We start from the raw sequence: 14,929 nt of genomic DNA, 5'->3' as shown, positions 1-14,929 counted from the left end.
TAATTTTGTAAGCGTCATAACTAGTTAGAGTGCAGTTAATTAGAGTGCAGTTAATAGGGAATTTTCACCTGAATTCGGGTGCCTTTACCTGGGGTTGAGCTAAGTTTGAATTTTGCGTTGAGAAGTTTGGCCCGTTCCTGCATGTTGTGCAGGCCCTGCGAAGGAGGCCGTTGTATTTTCGTGCCATTTTTCTGCTCATTGGCTTTCACCATATTTTTCCCTAGTCCCTTTCGGGAGTTTCGGGTGAACTCAAACCCGCGACCATCATCGACAATTTCCAGGCAGATAAAACTTTCTTCGTCCATCAGCTCAATATGGATGTGGGAGGGCTCGGCATGCCGTACTGCATTACTAACGGCTTCCTGTGTTACCCGGTATAACATAATTTCTATGTTTTTGTCCATCCGAGCTTGGTTGCCAGTTAAGTTTGTTTTGAACGTAACATCGATCGTATCGCTCCGATCATTTTCGGCCAACATCTTTATTGCTGGCACCACGCCAAAATCACTAAGAACGCTCGGCATTAGATCGTTCGAAATGGTCCGGGTTTCCTGAATAGTCTGCGTTACCAGATTTTTCAGTGTCTTCAGGTTTCTGCTGTACGGCCCTTCGCCTTTTGATTCCGGGGCAGTATTGCGCACAATGTTGGCTTCCAGCCCTTCAATTTGCAATTTAATGGCCGTTAGCATTTGTCCTAATCCATCATGAAGCTCACGAGATAACCGCTTACGCTCTTCTTCCTGACCCGCAATCAGGTAAGAAGTCCGGAGTTTCTGTTCATCCATTTCCTGACGGTGCTGGATGCGGGTAGCTTCAAACAGCTGCTGCCGGGTCTCTTTTAGCGACTTATTGGCACTCAGCAACTTACGGTTGACCGAAATTGTTTGGTTCCGCGCTTCGACCAGTTGAGCAAATGTTTCTTTAAGCCGGCGCGCGGCTGGTTGAAATATCAACAATCCGATACCAATCAATACGAGAACAGTAAACAGAAACAGGTAGAACGCAACGTATTGCAGGGCTGCCATTTTTCCCCGCAAATCGCCGTTGTTTTCACGAACAATCGCATCGATTTCCTCCAGAAACGGCTTTTCATTGGCCAAGAGGAGCCGAATACTCGCCTGAACATCGGGCAACCGAACCTCATCCGGGGTTTGCAGGGCCATCAGACGGCTGGCACTTTTGCAATACGCGTTGAATTCCGGACGGATTTCGTCGTACATTTTTTGCACTTTCGGCGAGTTGACAACCTGTATCTGTTTGTCATATACCCTCCCTTCGCGTCCTTGCAGGTGGTACTGTTCGAAGGCCGGAAATACCTGACGAAGTTCGGCAACGGTTTCGTTGAAGCGGTTGCGTTCGTTCGGATCACCAAGCTGTACGGCTAGTTTTGCGATTTGCTGACTCTGGTGGCGTTGCAGAGCTACGTAGCGAATTACCCACAGTTCATCCTGAGCGGCCCGCAAACGCCATTGCGTAACGCCCTGTCCAATAGTGAGCAGGATAGTTAGACTGACGAGAAGCGTCAGATACAATCGAGTGAACCGAACGGGAATTGCTGCGCCGTCGTTTACGTTATCGGTAAGTGAGTCAGACACGATTCGCCAAGTGACAACAAAATGAATCAGTAAAAGTAATATTTTTTGTAGTTTTACCTGAGTTTCATCCCCGATTAGTGAACCACATGAACCGTATTCTCATCGCCCTACTCGCTGTTTCGCTGGCCTCACTGGCTTTCCGTCCAGCATTACCACTTGATACGCCCACGAAACCCGTTGCGTCGACAAAAGCGCCCGTCGCAGCCGAACCGGTTAAGTTATCGTGGGAAACGCTGCGGGATGTTACGTTCAAAAAGAAATGGTACGCAGAAGAATCGGTTTACATGCTGTACCCCACATTTGGCCCTAACATCCAGAAACTAAACGGCAAAGCAGTTGAGCTAACGGGTTACGTGTTGCCCGTTGATCTGGAGTCAAACCTTTACGTCTTATCGGCTTTCCCGTACAGTGCCTGCTTCTTCTGCGGAGGGGCCGGTCCGGAGTCCGTTGTGTCGCTTAAATTCAAGAAGTCGGACAAGAAATTCAAAACCGATGAGCGTCGTACGTTCCGCGGAACGCTCAAACTAAACGCCGACAATATTTACGAACTGAACTACATTCTGGCCGACGCGGAGATGATAGCACAGTAGCTAAGTAACCATAGATTCGATTGTATATAAAAAGCCCAGTAGCAGAGCTACTGGGCTTTTTATATGTAACCAACTACCTAAAAATCAGCACACTATATAATTTCCATCGGCTTGATTTTTGCCTGTGACTATGCTACGGATCCTATACTGTTTTATCCAGCCGTCACTTGTAAAAATTGACTATGTATTATCTCTACAGAACTAGCGTAAACGTCAGTCGAGGATGCCTGCTTTCCCCGCGGGTCGCGTCCAGACTAGTGCTCTTTTTGGTACTGAGTTATGCTTTACCAACTATTTCTTTTGGGCAGGAACTTGAGTTTGGCCCTACCAGCTTTACGGGAACGCCACAAGGTCCGTCAACGACAGCTCCGCAGGCACTGACGCTTCTACAAAATACAACCGGTACAACCTTTGCCTCTTACTCTCCGCCTATTTCGGTTTCAGCAAGCTTTTCTGGTCAGACGTACACGGCTGTCACAGGTGGGGGACCGGGAACGGGCTTAACATTTGGTAATGGCGCTAATGGCTCATCAAAAACTGTTACCAGTGATAACATCTACTCACTGATGAATGCAATCGGCGGTGGGACAAACGCGCAATTTACCTCAAACCCAAATGGCCAGTCAGGCACTGGTATTGAGGTTACGAACAATTATGCTTTCGATATATTAACGACTGTAGAGGGGCTTCCAGCCAACGCTTCGGCAAGCGGACGGTTTTATTTCGGGAATATCACTCTTACTTTCAACAGACCTGTTAACGACCCAGTTATCCATATAGTGGGGTTAGGAGGAACTAACGTAACGAATACACTTAATGTACTTGGTTCGGTAGTAGGCAGTAACACGCTTGGCTTTTCTACTGAATTTGAACTGGTAACGACAGGCGTAACGCTAACGAGACTTTCGGGTTCCACGGAGTTTGCCATCGTTTCATCTGGAGGCTCTTATACGATCGCTAACCAAGCAACTGCAATCGGAACTAACTGTGGGGCTGGTGCTGCTTGTGGTAGTGTTCGAGTCAACGGCTCCGGTATAAGTTCAGTGACTTTTAGGGTTTATTTACGGGGTGATGGAGGAACTAACTCGGGCTTACTTCCTCCCAGTCCGGCTTACACAGGCACCGGTAAATACAACGGTGACAAATGGCTACTCGGCGTTTCCTTGCGTCCTCCGTCCATTTTATCAGGTACGGTTTTTGACGACGCTAATGGCTTAACAGACAACGTCATCAGTGGTACTGCAACTAACGCCAATTCAGCCCTGTATGCAAACCTGGTAAGCAGTGCGAATAGGGTTCTTGCCGTATCGACAATTCCTTCTTCAGGAACTTACGCCTTTTCCGGTATCTGGGAGGGTAACTATTCGGTTGTTCTCAGCACAACCGCCGGAACAGTCGGCAGCATTCCTCCTGCTGCTTCATTACCAAGCAACTGGGTCAACACGGGGGAAGGGATTGGCGCTACCAGTCCAGGAGACGGTACACCCAACGGGGTGGTATCCGTAGCCGTCAGCGGTACAGGCACGACGAACAACGTACCGAATATAAATTTTGGCATCGACCAGCGACCGAGCGCTACCTCGGCCACCGTTACTCTAGCCAGCCAGGTCAATCCCGGTGGTACGACATCGGTGCCCATTGCCACCACCGCCTTCGCCGGTTCAGACCCTGAAGATGGCCCTTACGCGCCAAGTCTCAGTGGTCGCCAAATTACCCTGACTCCTGCTACCAATGGAACGCTTTTCTACAACGGTAGCCCCGTTAGCGCAACGACAATCATTACCAGTTTTAACCCTGCCCTGGTTACGCTGGACCCAATAGACGGAGCCATCACCGCCAGCTTTTCCTATACGATCTTCGACAACGCCCTGGTGTCGGCACCCAGCGCAACCACTGTCAACCTGCCCTTTAGCTTACTGACCATCAGCGGTACTGTCCTCAACGATGCCAACGGCTTAACCGACAACGTCATTAGTGGCACAGCCACCAACGGCGGGGGTACCTTGTACGTTATCGTCAGTAACACCACGACTAACACCGTGGTCGCTTCCACGTTGGTCCCCAGTAGTGGCGTCTACAGTCTGACGGGACTCTACCCCGCTACCTACAGCGTTCGTTTGAGTACGACCAGCGTGGCAGCGGGGGCGGTCACACCAGCCGTGAGTCTGCCCGCTAACTACACCAGTATTGGCGAGGGAACAGCGGTTGCGGGTGACGGCACGCCTAACGGCATTACTTCCGTTACATTGACGACAAGCAACGTAACGGGTGTTAACTTCGGCCTGGATCAGTTGCCATTGCCGACCAGTGTTACGCTAACCGCACAGAACAATCCGGGTGGTACAAATTCCGTTATCGTTCCGTCAACCATTCCCAACGGAACCGATGCCGATGGGCTAGTTGCCCGTGTTCTTTATACCGCTTTCCCTGTCAATGCTACGTCGATCTCGATCGGAGGTACCGTGTATACAGCAGCGACATTTCCGGCGGGTGGGGTAACTGTAGCAGTGGGTACGACGCTTTTGATCGATCCAGCCGATGGGGCCGTAACCGTTTCAGTATCGTTCCGGGTAATCGACGATGCGCTTCAGCCGAGTCTGGCGACGGGTACAATAACGATTCCATTTACCTGCCCTGCCCCCCTTTGTCCGGTGGTAATTGGCCTAAAAACAAACCGTATGTAACGCAATTTGGGAGCTTCAAGACTTCCTTTTTTGACCGTCTGTTCAATTATTTGAATTTACTGGCATTTTTCGCGAAATACATTTGGAAATTCCTTCGCTTTAGGCGTCCTTCGCTTAAATTTTAACAAGCAATGCAAACAGGAACAGTAAAATTCTTTAATGAAACCAAAGGGTTTGGCTTCATTAAACCCGATGAAGGCGGTGAAGATATCTTTGTCCACGCTTCTGGCCTCATCGATCAAATCCGCGAAAACGACAAAGTGAAATTCAATGTTGAGCGCGGCAGAAAAGGCTTAAACGCCGTAAACGTCGAACTGGCTTAATCGTAAGATATACCAAGACCAAGACACCCGTTGTAAAAAACATGCCAGCTGGCATGTTTTTTTTTGCCCTGTCGGTTTCCACAGGCATTTTTGCGATCTGATTGTTTATTCGATTGCATGACCCAACTTAGTGACCAGCGCTCCCTGGCCGAGCGCATTGCCCCCCTCCTAGCCCAGTCGCCTAAGGCAGTCTCCGCCGTACTGGACCTGCTGGACAGTGGAGCTACCATTCCGTTTATTGCCCGCTACCGAAAAGAAGCCACGGGCCAGTTAGACGAAGTTCAGATCGCTCAGATTCGCGACACAGGTCAGAAAATTCTGGAACTGGACAAACGCCGACTAGCCATTATAAAATCCATTGAGGAACAGGGAAAACTAACGTCGGCCCTACAGCAAAAAATCAATGCTGCGGATTCGCTGACTGAACTCGAAGATATTTATCTCCCCTACCGCCAGAAGCGAAAAACCCGTGCCAGCGTAGCCATTGAGCGCGGTCTGGAGCCACTCGCTACGTTGATTATTGGCCAGCGTGAAACCAACCTTGATCGGGCGGCACAACGCTTTTTGACCGACGCTGTCCCTACGATAGCCGATGCGCTACAGGGTGCAAGGGATATCCTGGCCGAACGAATCAGCGAGGATGCCGACGCCCGTCAGCGCATTCGGAATCTCTTCGATCGGGAAGCCATCATCCGGTCTACGGTAAAAAAAGGAAAGGAAACGGATGGGGTTAAGTTTAAAGACTATTTTGATTTTGCTGAACCGCTCCGCCGGGTACCCTCTCATCGACTGCTGGCCCTTCGCCGGGGGGAAGCCGAAGGGTTTCTAAGCGTCAGCATCGGCCCCGACGAAGAAGCTGCCCTGGAACGGTTGGAGCGTCAATTCGTGCAGCAGGATCGTCTGGACAGGGCAACGGCTGGTTGCCGGGAGCAATTGTCGTTAGCCATTAAAGACGGCTACAAACGGCTGCTCAAACCATCGCTCGAAACTGAATTCAGTAACGTATCAAAAGAAAAAGCCGATGAAGCCGCCATCCGCGTTTTTGCTGATAACCTGCGTCAACTACTGCTTAGTCCTCCTCTGGGTCAGCAGCGGGTATTGGCCATCGATCCTGGCTACCGGACAGGCTGTAAAACCGTCTGTCTGGACGCGCAGGGAAACCTGCTGACCGATACGGTTCTTTATCTCTTTCAATCCGACAACCAGAAACAGCAGGCTACCCAGACAGTGCAGAAGTTGATGGCCCAGTATCAAGTTGATGCGATCGCCATCGGTAATGGGACCGCCGGTCGCGAAACCGAAGAGTTTATCCAGAGTCTGAACCTGGGAAAACCTATTTTTATGGTCAGTGAGCAGGGCGCATCGATCTATTCGGCTTCCGACGTAGCCCGGGAGGAGTTTCCGGATCGGGACGTTACGGTACGGGGAGCCGTCAGTATCGGTCGGCGGCTGATGGACCCACTGGCCGAACTTGTCAAAATTGATCCCAAGTCCATTGGCGTTGGGCAGTACCAGCACGACGTCGATCAGGGCGACTTGAAAAGCAGTCTAGATACAATCGTTGAAAGCTGCGTTAACCAGGTTGGTGTATCACTCAACACGGCCAGCGCTTACCTGCTGCGTTACGTCTCAGGGCTTGGTCCACAACTGGCCAGTAATATTGTTTCCTATCGGGCGCAGAACGGCGCATTCACATCGCGCGATCAACTAAAAAAGGTCCCCCGCCTGGGGGCTAAAGCGTTTGAACAGTGTGCGGGCTTTCTGCGCATCGAAGGCGGTAAAAATCCACTCGATAACAGTGCTGTTCACCCCGAACGATACGCTCTGGTTGAGCAGATGGCAACCGATCTAGGCAGTACCATCAACGACTTGATTCGCAAACCGGAGGTCCGGAAACAGATTCAATTAAATCGTTACGTATCCGACTCGACAGGTCTTCCGACGTTACGTGATATTGTGGCGGAACTCGAAAAACCCGGCCGCGACCCCCGCGAACAGTTATCCGTTTTTGAATACGACAGCCGTGTTCGCAGTGTCGAGGATCTGCACGAAGGTATGGTCCTGCCGGGCGTGGTAACTAACATTACCGCCTTTGGCGCATTTGTCGACATCGGCGTTAAACAGGACGGGCTGGTTCACATCTCGCAGATGGCTAATCATTACGTATCCGACCCCAAGACCGTCGTAACGGTGCACCAGAAAGTAAGAGTTAAGGTGCTGGAGGTTGATAAAGCCCGCAAACGGGTTGCGTTGTCGATGAAAATTTGATAGGTTGCATCACTGGTTGAATGATCCCAGGTTCATTTAACCAGTGATTTACTCGTCTTTTGCTTGCCTTATGCCTACACAACAAGACCGGACCCTACGTCTGCCTGTTTTGCTCAGTGCATGTTTCCTTCTCTTCATGACCTCCTGCGAGGTACTCCGGTCAACCGGTCCATCCCATTCCGTTAGTCGACGTACCGCCGTCTCAAAAACGGTAGCGCGCAAAGCTAATATGGGCAGAACACCCAACCGGCCACCGACTATCCCCAACAAACCTGCTGGTCGACGTGTCGATTCACGTACGTACGAGGATCAATACGTACCGGAAGTGGTAAAAGTGGCCCGGACCTACACGGGGACTCCTTATCGTTTGGGCGGTAACACGACCGATGGCATTGACTGTTCAGGATTGGTATACGCGGTCTTCAATACCGTTGGCTTAAGGATGCCGCGCATTTCGTGGCAGCAGTCCGAAGTGGGTCGGGAAGTAGAGGTCAATGAAATTCTGCCCGGTGACCTGATTTTCTTCGTGCCCGACAAGGGGCAAGCTGGTTACGTGTCGCATACCGGAATTGTAACCGAGGTAAACGGCAATACGAACGTACGGTTCATTCACGCATCTTCTTCGCGTGGTGTGCGTGAGGACAATCTATATTCTGATTATTTCAAAGGCCGGTTCGTGAAAGCCCTACGCCCTTTCTGATTAGCTATGGCGTAGTTTTGGATAATCTTTATGCCTTTGAAGCGACCGTTTTCAGGGAGTTTGCAGGCGTAAGATCAACATCGTAGAATCTGACATCAGCCGATACCCCTTGCTTTGTTCTTTGACGAAAAAGGCATTACGATTGATGCGCAACGTTTCTCCTTTGTCTCCCTCAATCGACCAGGAAAACATACTATCGGTCGATAGCATACCAATCTGTGCGTGTTTTGTTCCCGTACCGTTTTCACCAAAGCTGTAAATAGTTTTGGTAAGTTGAAGCCGGGCCATGTTCGTGCTATCAATGCCACGAGTGGAGTCTACGTTGTAGGTAGCTTCAAACTGTTTATTTTCCAAATCCAGATCACGGATACCGGTTGTGCAACCCGTTACCAGCACGGTTACGCTTGCTGCCAGCAGATTTTTTTTCATTGTCCTCTGTCTAATGCATTCCTCCACCTCATAACCTGGTTTCTGAGCGACTTGTCTAGTCTTGATCGGTAAAACTCAGCTACCGGCCTTCTTTTAGCCGTAAGCGACTATCTTTTGAACAAACGGTAGTCTTTTCGGCGTCAATCTTGCTCGGTACTTACTTTTCGATCAGTTTTACAGCTTGTTTCCTTATCTGAGCTTATGTCCTTACTTCAAGCTACTAATACAGACAATCATCGAGAGGTGTTACGAAGTTATACCATCCTTGACTCCCTTCCTGAACAGGATTACGATGACATTACGCATCTGGCCTCTGCGATCTGTCAAACGCCTATTTCCTTGATTAGCCTGATTGACGACGATCGACAATGGTTCAAATCGGCCCACGGCATTGAAATTAGAGAAACTCCCAGTGAGTACGCGTTCTGCACGCACAGCATTCAGAACCCCGACGAGATCATGATCGTGCCCGATAGTCGGCAGGACAGTCGGTTTTCCGGAAATCCTTTAGTTGTGGGGGATCCGCACATAATTTTTTACGCGGGCGTACCTCTGGTCAACCCGCAGGGATTTGCGCTGGGTTCGCTCTGCGTTGTTGACAATAAGCCGAAGTTTGGACTGACCGAGACGCAGCAGGCAGCGTTAAAAATCCTGGCTCAGCAAGTAGTCAACATGCTGGAAATGCGACGATCCGGTAGTGCTCTACAAATTCAGAAACGAATCCTGGAGCAGCGCAATACTGAATTAGGCGAATTGGCGGATGTCGTTCAAACGGAAATAAAACCTAAACTTTTCCAGGTGACAAGCTCAGTTACTAAGCTGAAAGCCCAACTTTCAGCCTCATCATCGACTAACTCGCTGTTGGATGAAACCCTATCGACGCTTCAGGAAATTGACCAGCGATTGCAGCAATTTGAATGAAGCAATCTGGCCCGTATTGCACTGGCTAGATTGCTTATTTATTTTATCTTGTTAATAACAAGCAGAAACGCCTGGCCTATTAGGCCTGACATTTCTGCTCGAAACGAATAGAACGCTTGGCACGTTCGATTATCTGCTGAATCAAGACGTATAGTTAAGAGCCTATACTCTTCTAGAACAAGGCAATTCCTTTCATTACGTCTTTACCCTCAGGGCTAACGCTATAGCTTTGATCCTTTGAATACAGTTACGTCTCTGTATCGCGAGCCTTTATAAGTCGTATTTGTGTTGACTGTAAAGTCAATTGCGTTATTCGTCAAGCTTCCTTCCCCGTCTATATCAACCGATACAGTGGTACCGAGAAATTCACTGAACTGCGTTTGAGATGGAAAGGAGAAACCTTTGTCTGACATGGTTGCCTTTAGACGTTTTGTTGAGAGGGCAAAAAGTAGTTCACCTTCTGATTCTCCCTTTCCTACTATCAATACATCGGCTTCAGGGCTAGATGTCCCTTTGTTTGGCGTTGCTGAATCCAATTCGTAAGACGTTGTTGTACTAGTAACCTTATAAGTTCCATAGTACTGTTCTCGCGGATCAACATCAGAGTCTTTCTTACAGCTCACGCAAGATAAGAGCGATACCACTACTACTAAGTGAGTGAAGAAGCGTGTCCTCATTGGTAATTAATCGATTAATTGAACTGACAACTGAAAATTGCACGAAGAACGTAATAGGTAACTAAAGTACTGCTCATTTTGATTTTTATCGATGAGAAACTGTTCAGTAGCCTGCTTGAATGGCAACTGGTATCGCTGGTGGATACATCTGAATTAACAATAGAGCTTCTTAATATACCAAAACGCACAAGGCCGCAACTGCATGCAGTTGCGGCCTTGTCTTGAACGTGTGATTATTCCTGAACAGAACCCTGCTCAAGATTGGCGGCATTCTGACAACTGTAGGTACGACAGTTGCATTGGGGCTGGTTGCCCTCATCGCTGCGACGATTAACGGGTGTATCCTTGAAACATTATGCAAACAAAGAATGTATTTTCTTCTTTTTGGATTGATCGTTTACTTGGTTCTTAAGGTTTGGGAGCAAGCAATCAGCCAACAGGTTTGGCTAACTATTTATAGATGAGTTCGTGGAACTTATTAAGCCACCAAGCTGACTTTTTGCTGTATGAACTATCAGCCAAGATTTTGCTCATTCGCCCATAGCCTTTAATCAGACGGCTTAAGAGCATGTTGGGGAATTGAAAAGTGCTGGTGGTCAGGCCAACTTTGTATCGACCAAAATGCAAAGTAATGACCTCTCAGTGGCAACCACTGACCGACTACCAGTGGGCGGCAATCGCTCCGGCGACCCGGTTCGCCTTTTTTCCACCGCCCCGGCGGCCCGGCTTCGGCGCAAGCGCAAACTCGAGCTTCGGCAAGTTATGGACGCTATTTTATGGTTGCTCCGAACCGGATGTCAATGGCGCAACTTACCTCACTACTGGCCGCACTGGCAAGCCGTCTACTACTATTTTGACCGCTGGAAAAAGGCGGGACTTTTTGAACAGATTAATGCCCGTCTCAACCAACTTGACCGCCAGCAACAAGGCAGAAACATCAATCCTTCCGCATTGCGTATTGATAGTCAATCGATTAAGTTAGCGCCAATGGGCGGTGAATTTCGAGGATTAGATCCAAATAAGCGTGTCAATGCGGGGCCGCCCGTGCGGCCGTAAACGCACCTTCGTGGTCGACACCCAGGGGCGGCTTTGGGTAGCCAATGTGGATGCGGCCAACCGGGCGGATGGCTCCTTGGGCCAAACGCTGGTTGTGTCCATTCTCTGGCGAGTGGGTGAGCGCTTGGAAAAGGTCTTCGGCGACCAGGCCTACAATGGCGTGTTCGCGGGGGAAGTGGCCAGGTGGAGCATCGACTTTGAAAAAGCTTGCCGACCCGAATCAGCTCGAGGTTTTGTGCCAGTAGCCAAACGGTGGGTGGTGGAGCGAAGCATTGCCTGGACGAACTACTTCCGACGCATCGTCAAAGATTACGAGCATACGGTATCTTCTTCTGTTAGTTGGTTATACTTGGCCAATAGTCAGATCATGTTACAACGGATCGAGACTCATCACCAAATCTAATTTCCCAACATATTCTAAGGACTGATTTTAAATTGTCGATACTGCCTGATGCATATTTCAGCTTCATATAGGTATTAGCGATTTTAGTGGAATGATCAATGTCAAAAGATATAAAAAATCCGCTGCATCTGTCTTCGTAAAGATAGCTACAGCGGAATAAAGTCTAAACAATGCAGTTTATACCAGTTTCTGCATCACTTTGTCGGGGGTGATGGGCAGGTCGCGGATGCGCTGACCGGTGGCATTAAAGACCGCGTTGGAAACTGCAGCGGCAAAGCCGATCAGAGCAATTTCACCCATACCTTTCGCCCCCATCGGGTTGATGTACGGATCTGGTTTGTCGATGACGATAGTTTCGGTGTGCGGGACGTCGGCGCTGACGGCCACGTGGTAGTCAGCAAGGTTATTGTTGACGTAACGGCCGAAGCGGTGGTCGATGACGGCTTCTTCGGTCAGGGCCATACCTATACCACCCGCCACGCCACCGATCATCTGACTAGCTGCCGTTTTCGGACTGACGATCCGGCCTGAGTCGGCCACGCTTACGGCTTTCGATACGCGAACGACACCCGTTACGGGGTGAACGCGGACCTGCACGAAATGCACCGAGAATGAGTATTTTCCTGTTCCCCCCCGCCCTTCGACTGCTGCGTTTTGTCGATCGTTGTCAGGTTGTTGCTGCGCATCAAATCGGCGACGGCGACCTTCTTATTTCGATCGGCCTCTACGTAAAGCATGCCGTCGGCGAGGGTTAGGTCGTCGGCTTTGCTGCCAGCGAGCGGAGAGCCGGACTTTGTCGCCATATCGGCCAGCGTATTTTTGACCGCCGTACAGACGTCATAGACAGCCGATCCGACCGTCGACGTAATAGTTGAACCGCCTTGCATAGGCGCGTTAGGCAGCGACGTATCGCCGAAGCGACTACGCTGCTGAATGGCCCGCTAGTTCTGCTCTTGCATCAAACGACGTACCCGATGACAACCGGCCTTGAGACCCTGCTCTTTCAGCGCTTCCAGTACGCGACGGCTGCCATAGCGCCTTGAGTTTTCCCGTACAGGCGGCCCTGCAGAAGATCTTGTCGATGGTTGTGGTCATAGTTTGATTGCTATCTGACGGAGTGAACGTTGTTCCATTGCGATACGTGTAAGAGGCAGTCTTACTTACATTCAGTATTTTACAGAGTAGCCGTACTGGGAAATTGCTTTCTTCAGTCTGGATAAACTGGTAAGTCAACGTCAGGTTTGTCGGCTGAAAATGGCGACAGCTTTTTTTAATATCTCGCGCCGGGCGTCGGGCGCTCCATCTCCGCTTGGCGTAGCTGCTTGCGTAAATTATCAACTTCCTGCTGAAGGCTTTGATCGGGTTTCTTTTCTCCTTTCCCATCCGCTTTTCGCCAAGCGTGAATCAGACTATCACTAATGCCCATCTTGCGGGCTACAGCCATAATGGGTTTACCATTGGCAACCAGCCGCAGCGAGTCGGCTTTAAACTCAGCGGTATACTTTCGTTTTGGTTGTTGGGATTGATTCATGGTACACGAAGTTAAAAATGTTTCGTGTCCGGATTTTTAGGAACACATCAGTGGTCCGGTTTAGCGCCACACCGAACTTGCAAGTTTTGTGTAATATTCTTGCTCAAACTGTTCAGGGCTTTTGTAGCCCAGCGACGAATGCTTGCGCACTCGATTATGGTACATTTCAGTATACTCGAAGATTTCAGTTCGAGCATCGTCCACGCTTAGGAATGTACCTCCTTCCAATAGTTCCGCTTTCAGGCGGCTCCAGAATAACTCCGCAAAAGCATTGTCATAGGGATCGTCGGCCACCGTGGCGCGGCTCGACTCATACGGGGCCTGATCTTCCATAAACTGATCAGTTCGTGCAGATCATTCGATATATATTGACCACCCCGATCCGAGTGGGTAATCAAGCCGGGCAAAGGCTTGCGAGATTGCAAGGCGTTACGCAGTGGTATGACAACCAAGTCATCCTCCATATTGTCATCGACGCGCCAGCCTACAATTCGTCGGGAAAATATATCTATCCAAGAACCTAAATAGGCCCATTCTCCATTCGTCAACGGCAGATACGTGATATCACTCTCCCAAATCAAATTAGGGCCTTGTGGTAAGGGTTGGTCTAACAATAGGTTAGGCCAGTAGCCTTTTCCATGAGTGCTATTCGTCGTACGGGGCACAAATGATTTAGGTTGGGCTGTAAACCAGCTTGTTTCATAAGTATCCGCACCTGATGCCGTCCTAGGTCATAGCCTTGCTCCGCACCGGCGGCCCGGTTTTAATTCAGCCACAATCCGGCGGCTCCCATAACGTCGCCCATGATCGGCGAAAACCTCTTCGATCAACTGCTATTTCTTTCCGCGCCACGGTGGCCCTTTTCAACCGTTGGTTTGTAGCTCTCTCCCCGCTGGTAATGGTAGTAAGCTGTCCGGCTCACCTCTAGGACATAGCAAAGTGCTTCGACCGTAAACGTATCGGCCAGTGCTTGAGTGAACTCATAGAATAACTTCAGGTCTGTCAGCTGAAAATACTCAAGGTTTTTTTTAAGATCTCGCGCTCGGTTTCCAATTGTCGTACTCGATCCTTGAGTTGCTGATTTTCCAGAGCTAGCTCATTTTGCTCACCATTTGCTTTTTTACCCCTTGGTTCTGATTTTTCCAGCGGTAGGCCAGATTTTCTGAAATGCCCATCGCCTTAGAGATGTAGGCTGCTGTCTGGCCGCTGACCAACATTTTAATAACTTCACTTTTGAAGTCGGCATCATATTTTCGCCGAGTTCTGGGTTTGCTGGGTTGCTGCATGGTCTTGCGAAGTTAAGCAAGTCCACTGTGCCGATTAATTAGATTAATTAGACCATCTCAGTCGACAGCCCACGCTATCTAGTGTTTGGCTTTCTTTCGTCCAAGCTTAACTAAAGCTCTGCTGAGCTTTCTCCCAAGCAACCTAATGCGTCATCGTTTATGCGCTCCGATTTCAGCAATGATAGTAGTACAGCAGCCAAGTGGGCATATACTCCCTTTGACACCTTCTTAGTGATGTAAAGTAGGGCGTTGAAGACAGAATAATGTAAGTATTTGCATTTACGCTTGTCAGCCAGGATTTGTTGAATAACTTGCTGGGCATAATCAGTCAAGTAATACAGGGCACATCCGCTTCGGCGTTCGAATTAACATATAAGGTATGCTGTTTTTATTCTTTTAGAGTGTGTTGGGGAATCTAAAAAGCTGGTAGTCAGGTCAACTTTGTAGCGACCAAGCAACAAAAGCA

Annotated in this window: 18 protein-coding genes and 1 pseudogene; 8 read left to right on the top strand and 11 right to left on the bottom strand. The window is 49.4% G+C overall.

What is annotated here, in order from left to right:
* Positions 1 to 50: 50 nt before the first annotated feature.
* Positions 51 to 1,595, bottom strand: a complete 1,545-nt coding sequence (locus tag ACYVAD_RS17440; RefSeq protein WP_461140799.1) for a sensor histidine kinase — start codon at positions 1,593 to 1,595, stop codon at positions 51 to 53.
* An 86-nt stretch (positions 1,596 to 1,681) separates the two neighbouring features.
* Here ACYVAD_RS17440 and ACYVAD_RS17435 point away from each other — a divergent pair, with 86 nt between their 5' ends.
* From ACYVAD_RS17435 to ACYVAD_RS17415, 5 genes are all read left to right on the top strand, one after another.
* Entirely contained in the window at positions 1,682 to 2,185 is a 504-nt protein-coding gene (locus ACYVAD_RS17435; RefSeq protein ID WP_461140798.1) for a DUF3299 domain-containing protein, read from the top strand.
* 182 nt (positions 2,186 to 2,367) lie between these two features.
* Positions 2,368 to 4,869 carry a beta strand repeat-containing protein gene (locus ACYVAD_RS17430; RefSeq protein ID WP_461140797.1) on the top strand — a complete coding sequence of 834 codons (2,502 nt, stop codon included), beginning with the start codon at positions 2,368 to 2,370 and terminating at the stop codon, positions 4,867 to 4,869.
* A 131-nt stretch (positions 4,870 to 5,000) separates the two neighbouring features.
* The gene (locus ACYVAD_RS17425) at positions 5,001 to 5,192 is read left to right on the top strand and encodes a cold-shock protein (RefSeq protein WP_176567747.1); all 192 of its coding nucleotides are present in this window, start codon (positions 5,001 to 5,003) and stop codon (positions 5,190 to 5,192) included.
* A gap of 117 nt (positions 5,193 to 5,309) precedes the next feature.
* Positions 5,310 to 7,460: a Tex family protein gene (locus ACYVAD_RS17420; protein WP_461140796.1), complete on the top strand. Its 2,151-nt coding sequence runs from the start codon at positions 5,310 to 5,312 to the stop codon at positions 7,458 to 7,460.
* Positions 7,461 to 7,530: 70 nt separating this feature from the next.
* Positions 7,531 to 8,160, top strand: a complete 630-nt coding sequence (locus tag ACYVAD_RS17415) for a C40 family peptidase (RefSeq protein WP_461140795.1) — start codon at positions 7,531 to 7,533, stop codon at positions 8,158 to 8,160.
* Between the two features lie 51 nt (positions 8,161 to 8,211).
* Here the strand turns inward: ACYVAD_RS17415 and ACYVAD_RS17410 are convergent, their stop codons facing one another.
* Entirely contained in the window at positions 8,212 to 8,589 is a 378-nt protein-coding gene (locus tag ACYVAD_RS17410) for a hypothetical protein (protein WP_461140794.1), read from the bottom strand.
* Between the two features lie 201 nt (positions 8,590 to 8,790).
* On the opposite strand from ACYVAD_RS17410, the gene ACYVAD_RS17405 reads away from it, so the two are divergent.
* On the top strand, positions 8,791 to 9,510 hold the full coding sequence (locus ACYVAD_RS17405; RefSeq protein WP_461140793.1) for a GAF domain-containing protein: 720 nt from the start codon (positions 8,791 to 8,793) through the stop codon (positions 9,508 to 9,510).
* A gap of 221 nt (positions 9,511 to 9,731) precedes the next feature.
* Here the strand turns inward: ACYVAD_RS17405 and ACYVAD_RS17400 are convergent, their stop codons facing one another.
* On the bottom strand, positions 9,732 to 10,187 hold the full coding sequence (locus tag ACYVAD_RS17400; protein WP_461140792.1) for a hypothetical protein: 456 nt from the start codon (positions 10,185 to 10,187) through the stop codon (positions 9,732 to 9,734).
* A gap of 666 nt (positions 10,188 to 10,853) precedes the next feature.
* Between ACYVAD_RS17400 and ACYVAD_RS17395 the strand changes: the two genes are divergently transcribed.
* Positions 10,854 to 11,243, top strand: a complete 390-nt coding sequence (locus tag ACYVAD_RS17395) for a transposase (protein WP_461140791.1) — start codon at positions 10,854 to 10,856, stop codon at positions 11,241 to 11,243.
* The gene (locus ACYVAD_RS17390) at positions 11,218 to 11,646 is read left to right on the top strand and encodes a transposase family protein (RefSeq protein ID WP_461140790.1); all 429 of its coding nucleotides are present in this window, start codon (positions 11,218 to 11,220) and stop codon (positions 11,644 to 11,646) included. The genes ACYVAD_RS17395 and ACYVAD_RS17390 overlap by 26 nt, the downstream gene beginning before the upstream one ends.
* A 177-nt stretch (positions 11,647 to 11,823) precedes the next feature.
* On the opposite strand, the gene ACYVAD_RS17385 is transcribed toward ACYVAD_RS17390, so the two are convergent.
* The 8 genes and pseudogenes from ACYVAD_RS17385 to ACYVAD_RS17350 form a co-directional block, all read right to left on the bottom strand.
* Positions 11,824 to 12,243, bottom strand: a complete 420-nt coding sequence (locus ACYVAD_RS17385) for a molybdopterin cofactor-binding domain-containing protein (protein ID WP_461140789.1) — start codon at positions 12,241 to 12,243, stop codon at positions 11,824 to 11,826.
* On the bottom strand, positions 12,219 to 12,533 hold the full coding sequence (locus ACYVAD_RS17380) for a hypothetical protein (protein ID WP_461140788.1): 315 nt from the start codon (positions 12,531 to 12,533) through the stop codon (positions 12,219 to 12,221). The genes ACYVAD_RS17385 and ACYVAD_RS17380 overlap by 25 nt, the downstream gene beginning before the upstream one ends.
* 54 nt (positions 12,534 to 12,587) lie before the next feature.
* Positions 12,588 to 12,683 (bottom strand): annotated as a pseudogene (locus tag ACYVAD_RS17375) (IS3 family transposase); the annotation flags it as partial.
* Between the two features lie 233 nt (positions 12,684 to 12,916).
* The gene (locus tag ACYVAD_RS17370) at positions 12,917 to 13,177 is read right to left on the bottom strand and encodes a transposase (RefSeq protein WP_461140787.1); all 261 of its coding nucleotides are present in this window, start codon (positions 13,175 to 13,177) and stop codon (positions 12,917 to 12,919) included.
* Positions 13,178 to 13,237: 60 nt separating this feature from the next.
* On the bottom strand, positions 13,238 to 13,510 hold the full coding sequence (locus ACYVAD_RS17365; protein ID WP_461140786.1) for an integrase core domain-containing protein: 273 nt from the start codon (positions 13,508 to 13,510) through the stop codon (positions 13,238 to 13,240).
* Positions 13,417 to 13,842 (bottom strand): transposase, encoded by a 426-nt coding sequence (locus ACYVAD_RS17360; protein ID WP_461140785.1) that lies wholly within the window; start codon positions 13,840 to 13,842, stop codon positions 13,417 to 13,419. The genes ACYVAD_RS17365 and ACYVAD_RS17360 overlap by 94 nt, the downstream gene beginning before the upstream one ends.
* A gap of 66 nt (positions 13,843 to 13,908) precedes the next feature.
* On the bottom strand, positions 13,909 to 14,007 hold the full coding sequence (locus ACYVAD_RS17355) for a hypothetical protein (protein ID WP_461140784.1): 99 nt from the start codon (positions 14,005 to 14,007) through the stop codon (positions 13,909 to 13,911).
* Between the two features lie 261 nt (positions 14,008 to 14,268).
* Positions 14,269 to 14,463, bottom strand: a complete 195-nt coding sequence (locus tag ACYVAD_RS17350) for a transposase (protein WP_461140783.1) — start codon at positions 14,461 to 14,463, stop codon at positions 14,269 to 14,271.
* Positions 14,464 to 14,929 lie beyond the last annotated feature (466 nt).

The sequence above is a fragment of the Spirosoma pomorum genome (assembly GCF_054776615.1).
Note: the sequence above shows the minus strand (reverse complement) of the source record. Positions and strands in the feature narration are given on the sequence as shown.

Bases quoted from the DNA above. Each gene is read 5' to 3' on its own strand.
- ACYVAD_RS17435 (WP_461140798.1), top strand. From the start codon at position 1,682: ATGAACCGTATTCTCATCGCCCTACTCGCTGTTTCGCTGGCCTCACTG.
- ACYVAD_RS17430 (WP_461140797.1), top strand. From the start codon at position 2,368: ATGTATTATCTCTACAGAACTAGCGTAAACGTCAGTCGAGGATGCCTG.
- ACYVAD_RS17425 (WP_176567747.1), top strand. From the start codon at position 5,001: ATGCAAACAGGAACAGTAAAATTCTTTAATGAAACCAAAGGGTTTGGC.
- ACYVAD_RS17420 (WP_461140796.1), top strand. From the start codon at position 5,310: ATGACCCAACTTAGTGACCAGCGCTCCCTGGCCGAGCGCATTGCCCCC.
- ACYVAD_RS17415 (WP_461140795.1), top strand. From the start codon at position 7,531: ATGCCTACACAACAAGACCGGACCCTACGTCTGCCTGTTTTGCTCAGT.
- ACYVAD_RS17410 (WP_461140794.1), bottom strand. From the start codon at position 8,589: ATGAAAAAAAATCTGCTGGCAGCAAGCGTAACCGTGCTGGTAACGGGT.
- ACYVAD_RS17405 (WP_461140793.1), top strand. From the start codon at position 8,791: ATGTCCTTACTTCAAGCTACTAATACAGACAATCATCGAGAGGTGTTA.
- ACYVAD_RS17400 (WP_461140792.1), bottom strand. From the start codon at position 10,187: ATGAGGACACGCTTCTTCACTCACTTAGTAGTAGTGGTATCGCTCTTA.
- ACYVAD_RS17390 (WP_461140790.1), top strand. From the start codon at position 11,218: ATGCGGGGCCGCCCGTGCGGCCGTAAACGCACCTTCGTGGTCGACACC.
- ACYVAD_RS17380 (WP_461140788.1), bottom strand. From the start codon at position 12,533: ATGCAAGGCGGTTCAACTATTACGTCGACGGTCGGATCGGCTGTCTAT.
- ACYVAD_RS17370 (WP_461140787.1), bottom strand. From the start codon at position 13,177: ATGAATCAATCCCAACAACCAAAACGAAAGTATACCGCTGAGTTTAAA.
- ACYVAD_RS17365 (WP_461140786.1), bottom strand. From the start codon at position 13,510: ATGGAAGATCAGGCCCCGTATGAGTCGAGCCGCGCCACGGTGGCCGAC.
- ACYVAD_RS17350 (WP_461140783.1), bottom strand. From the start codon at position 14,463: ATGCAGCAACCCAGCAAACCCAGAACTCGGCGAAAATATGATGCCGAC.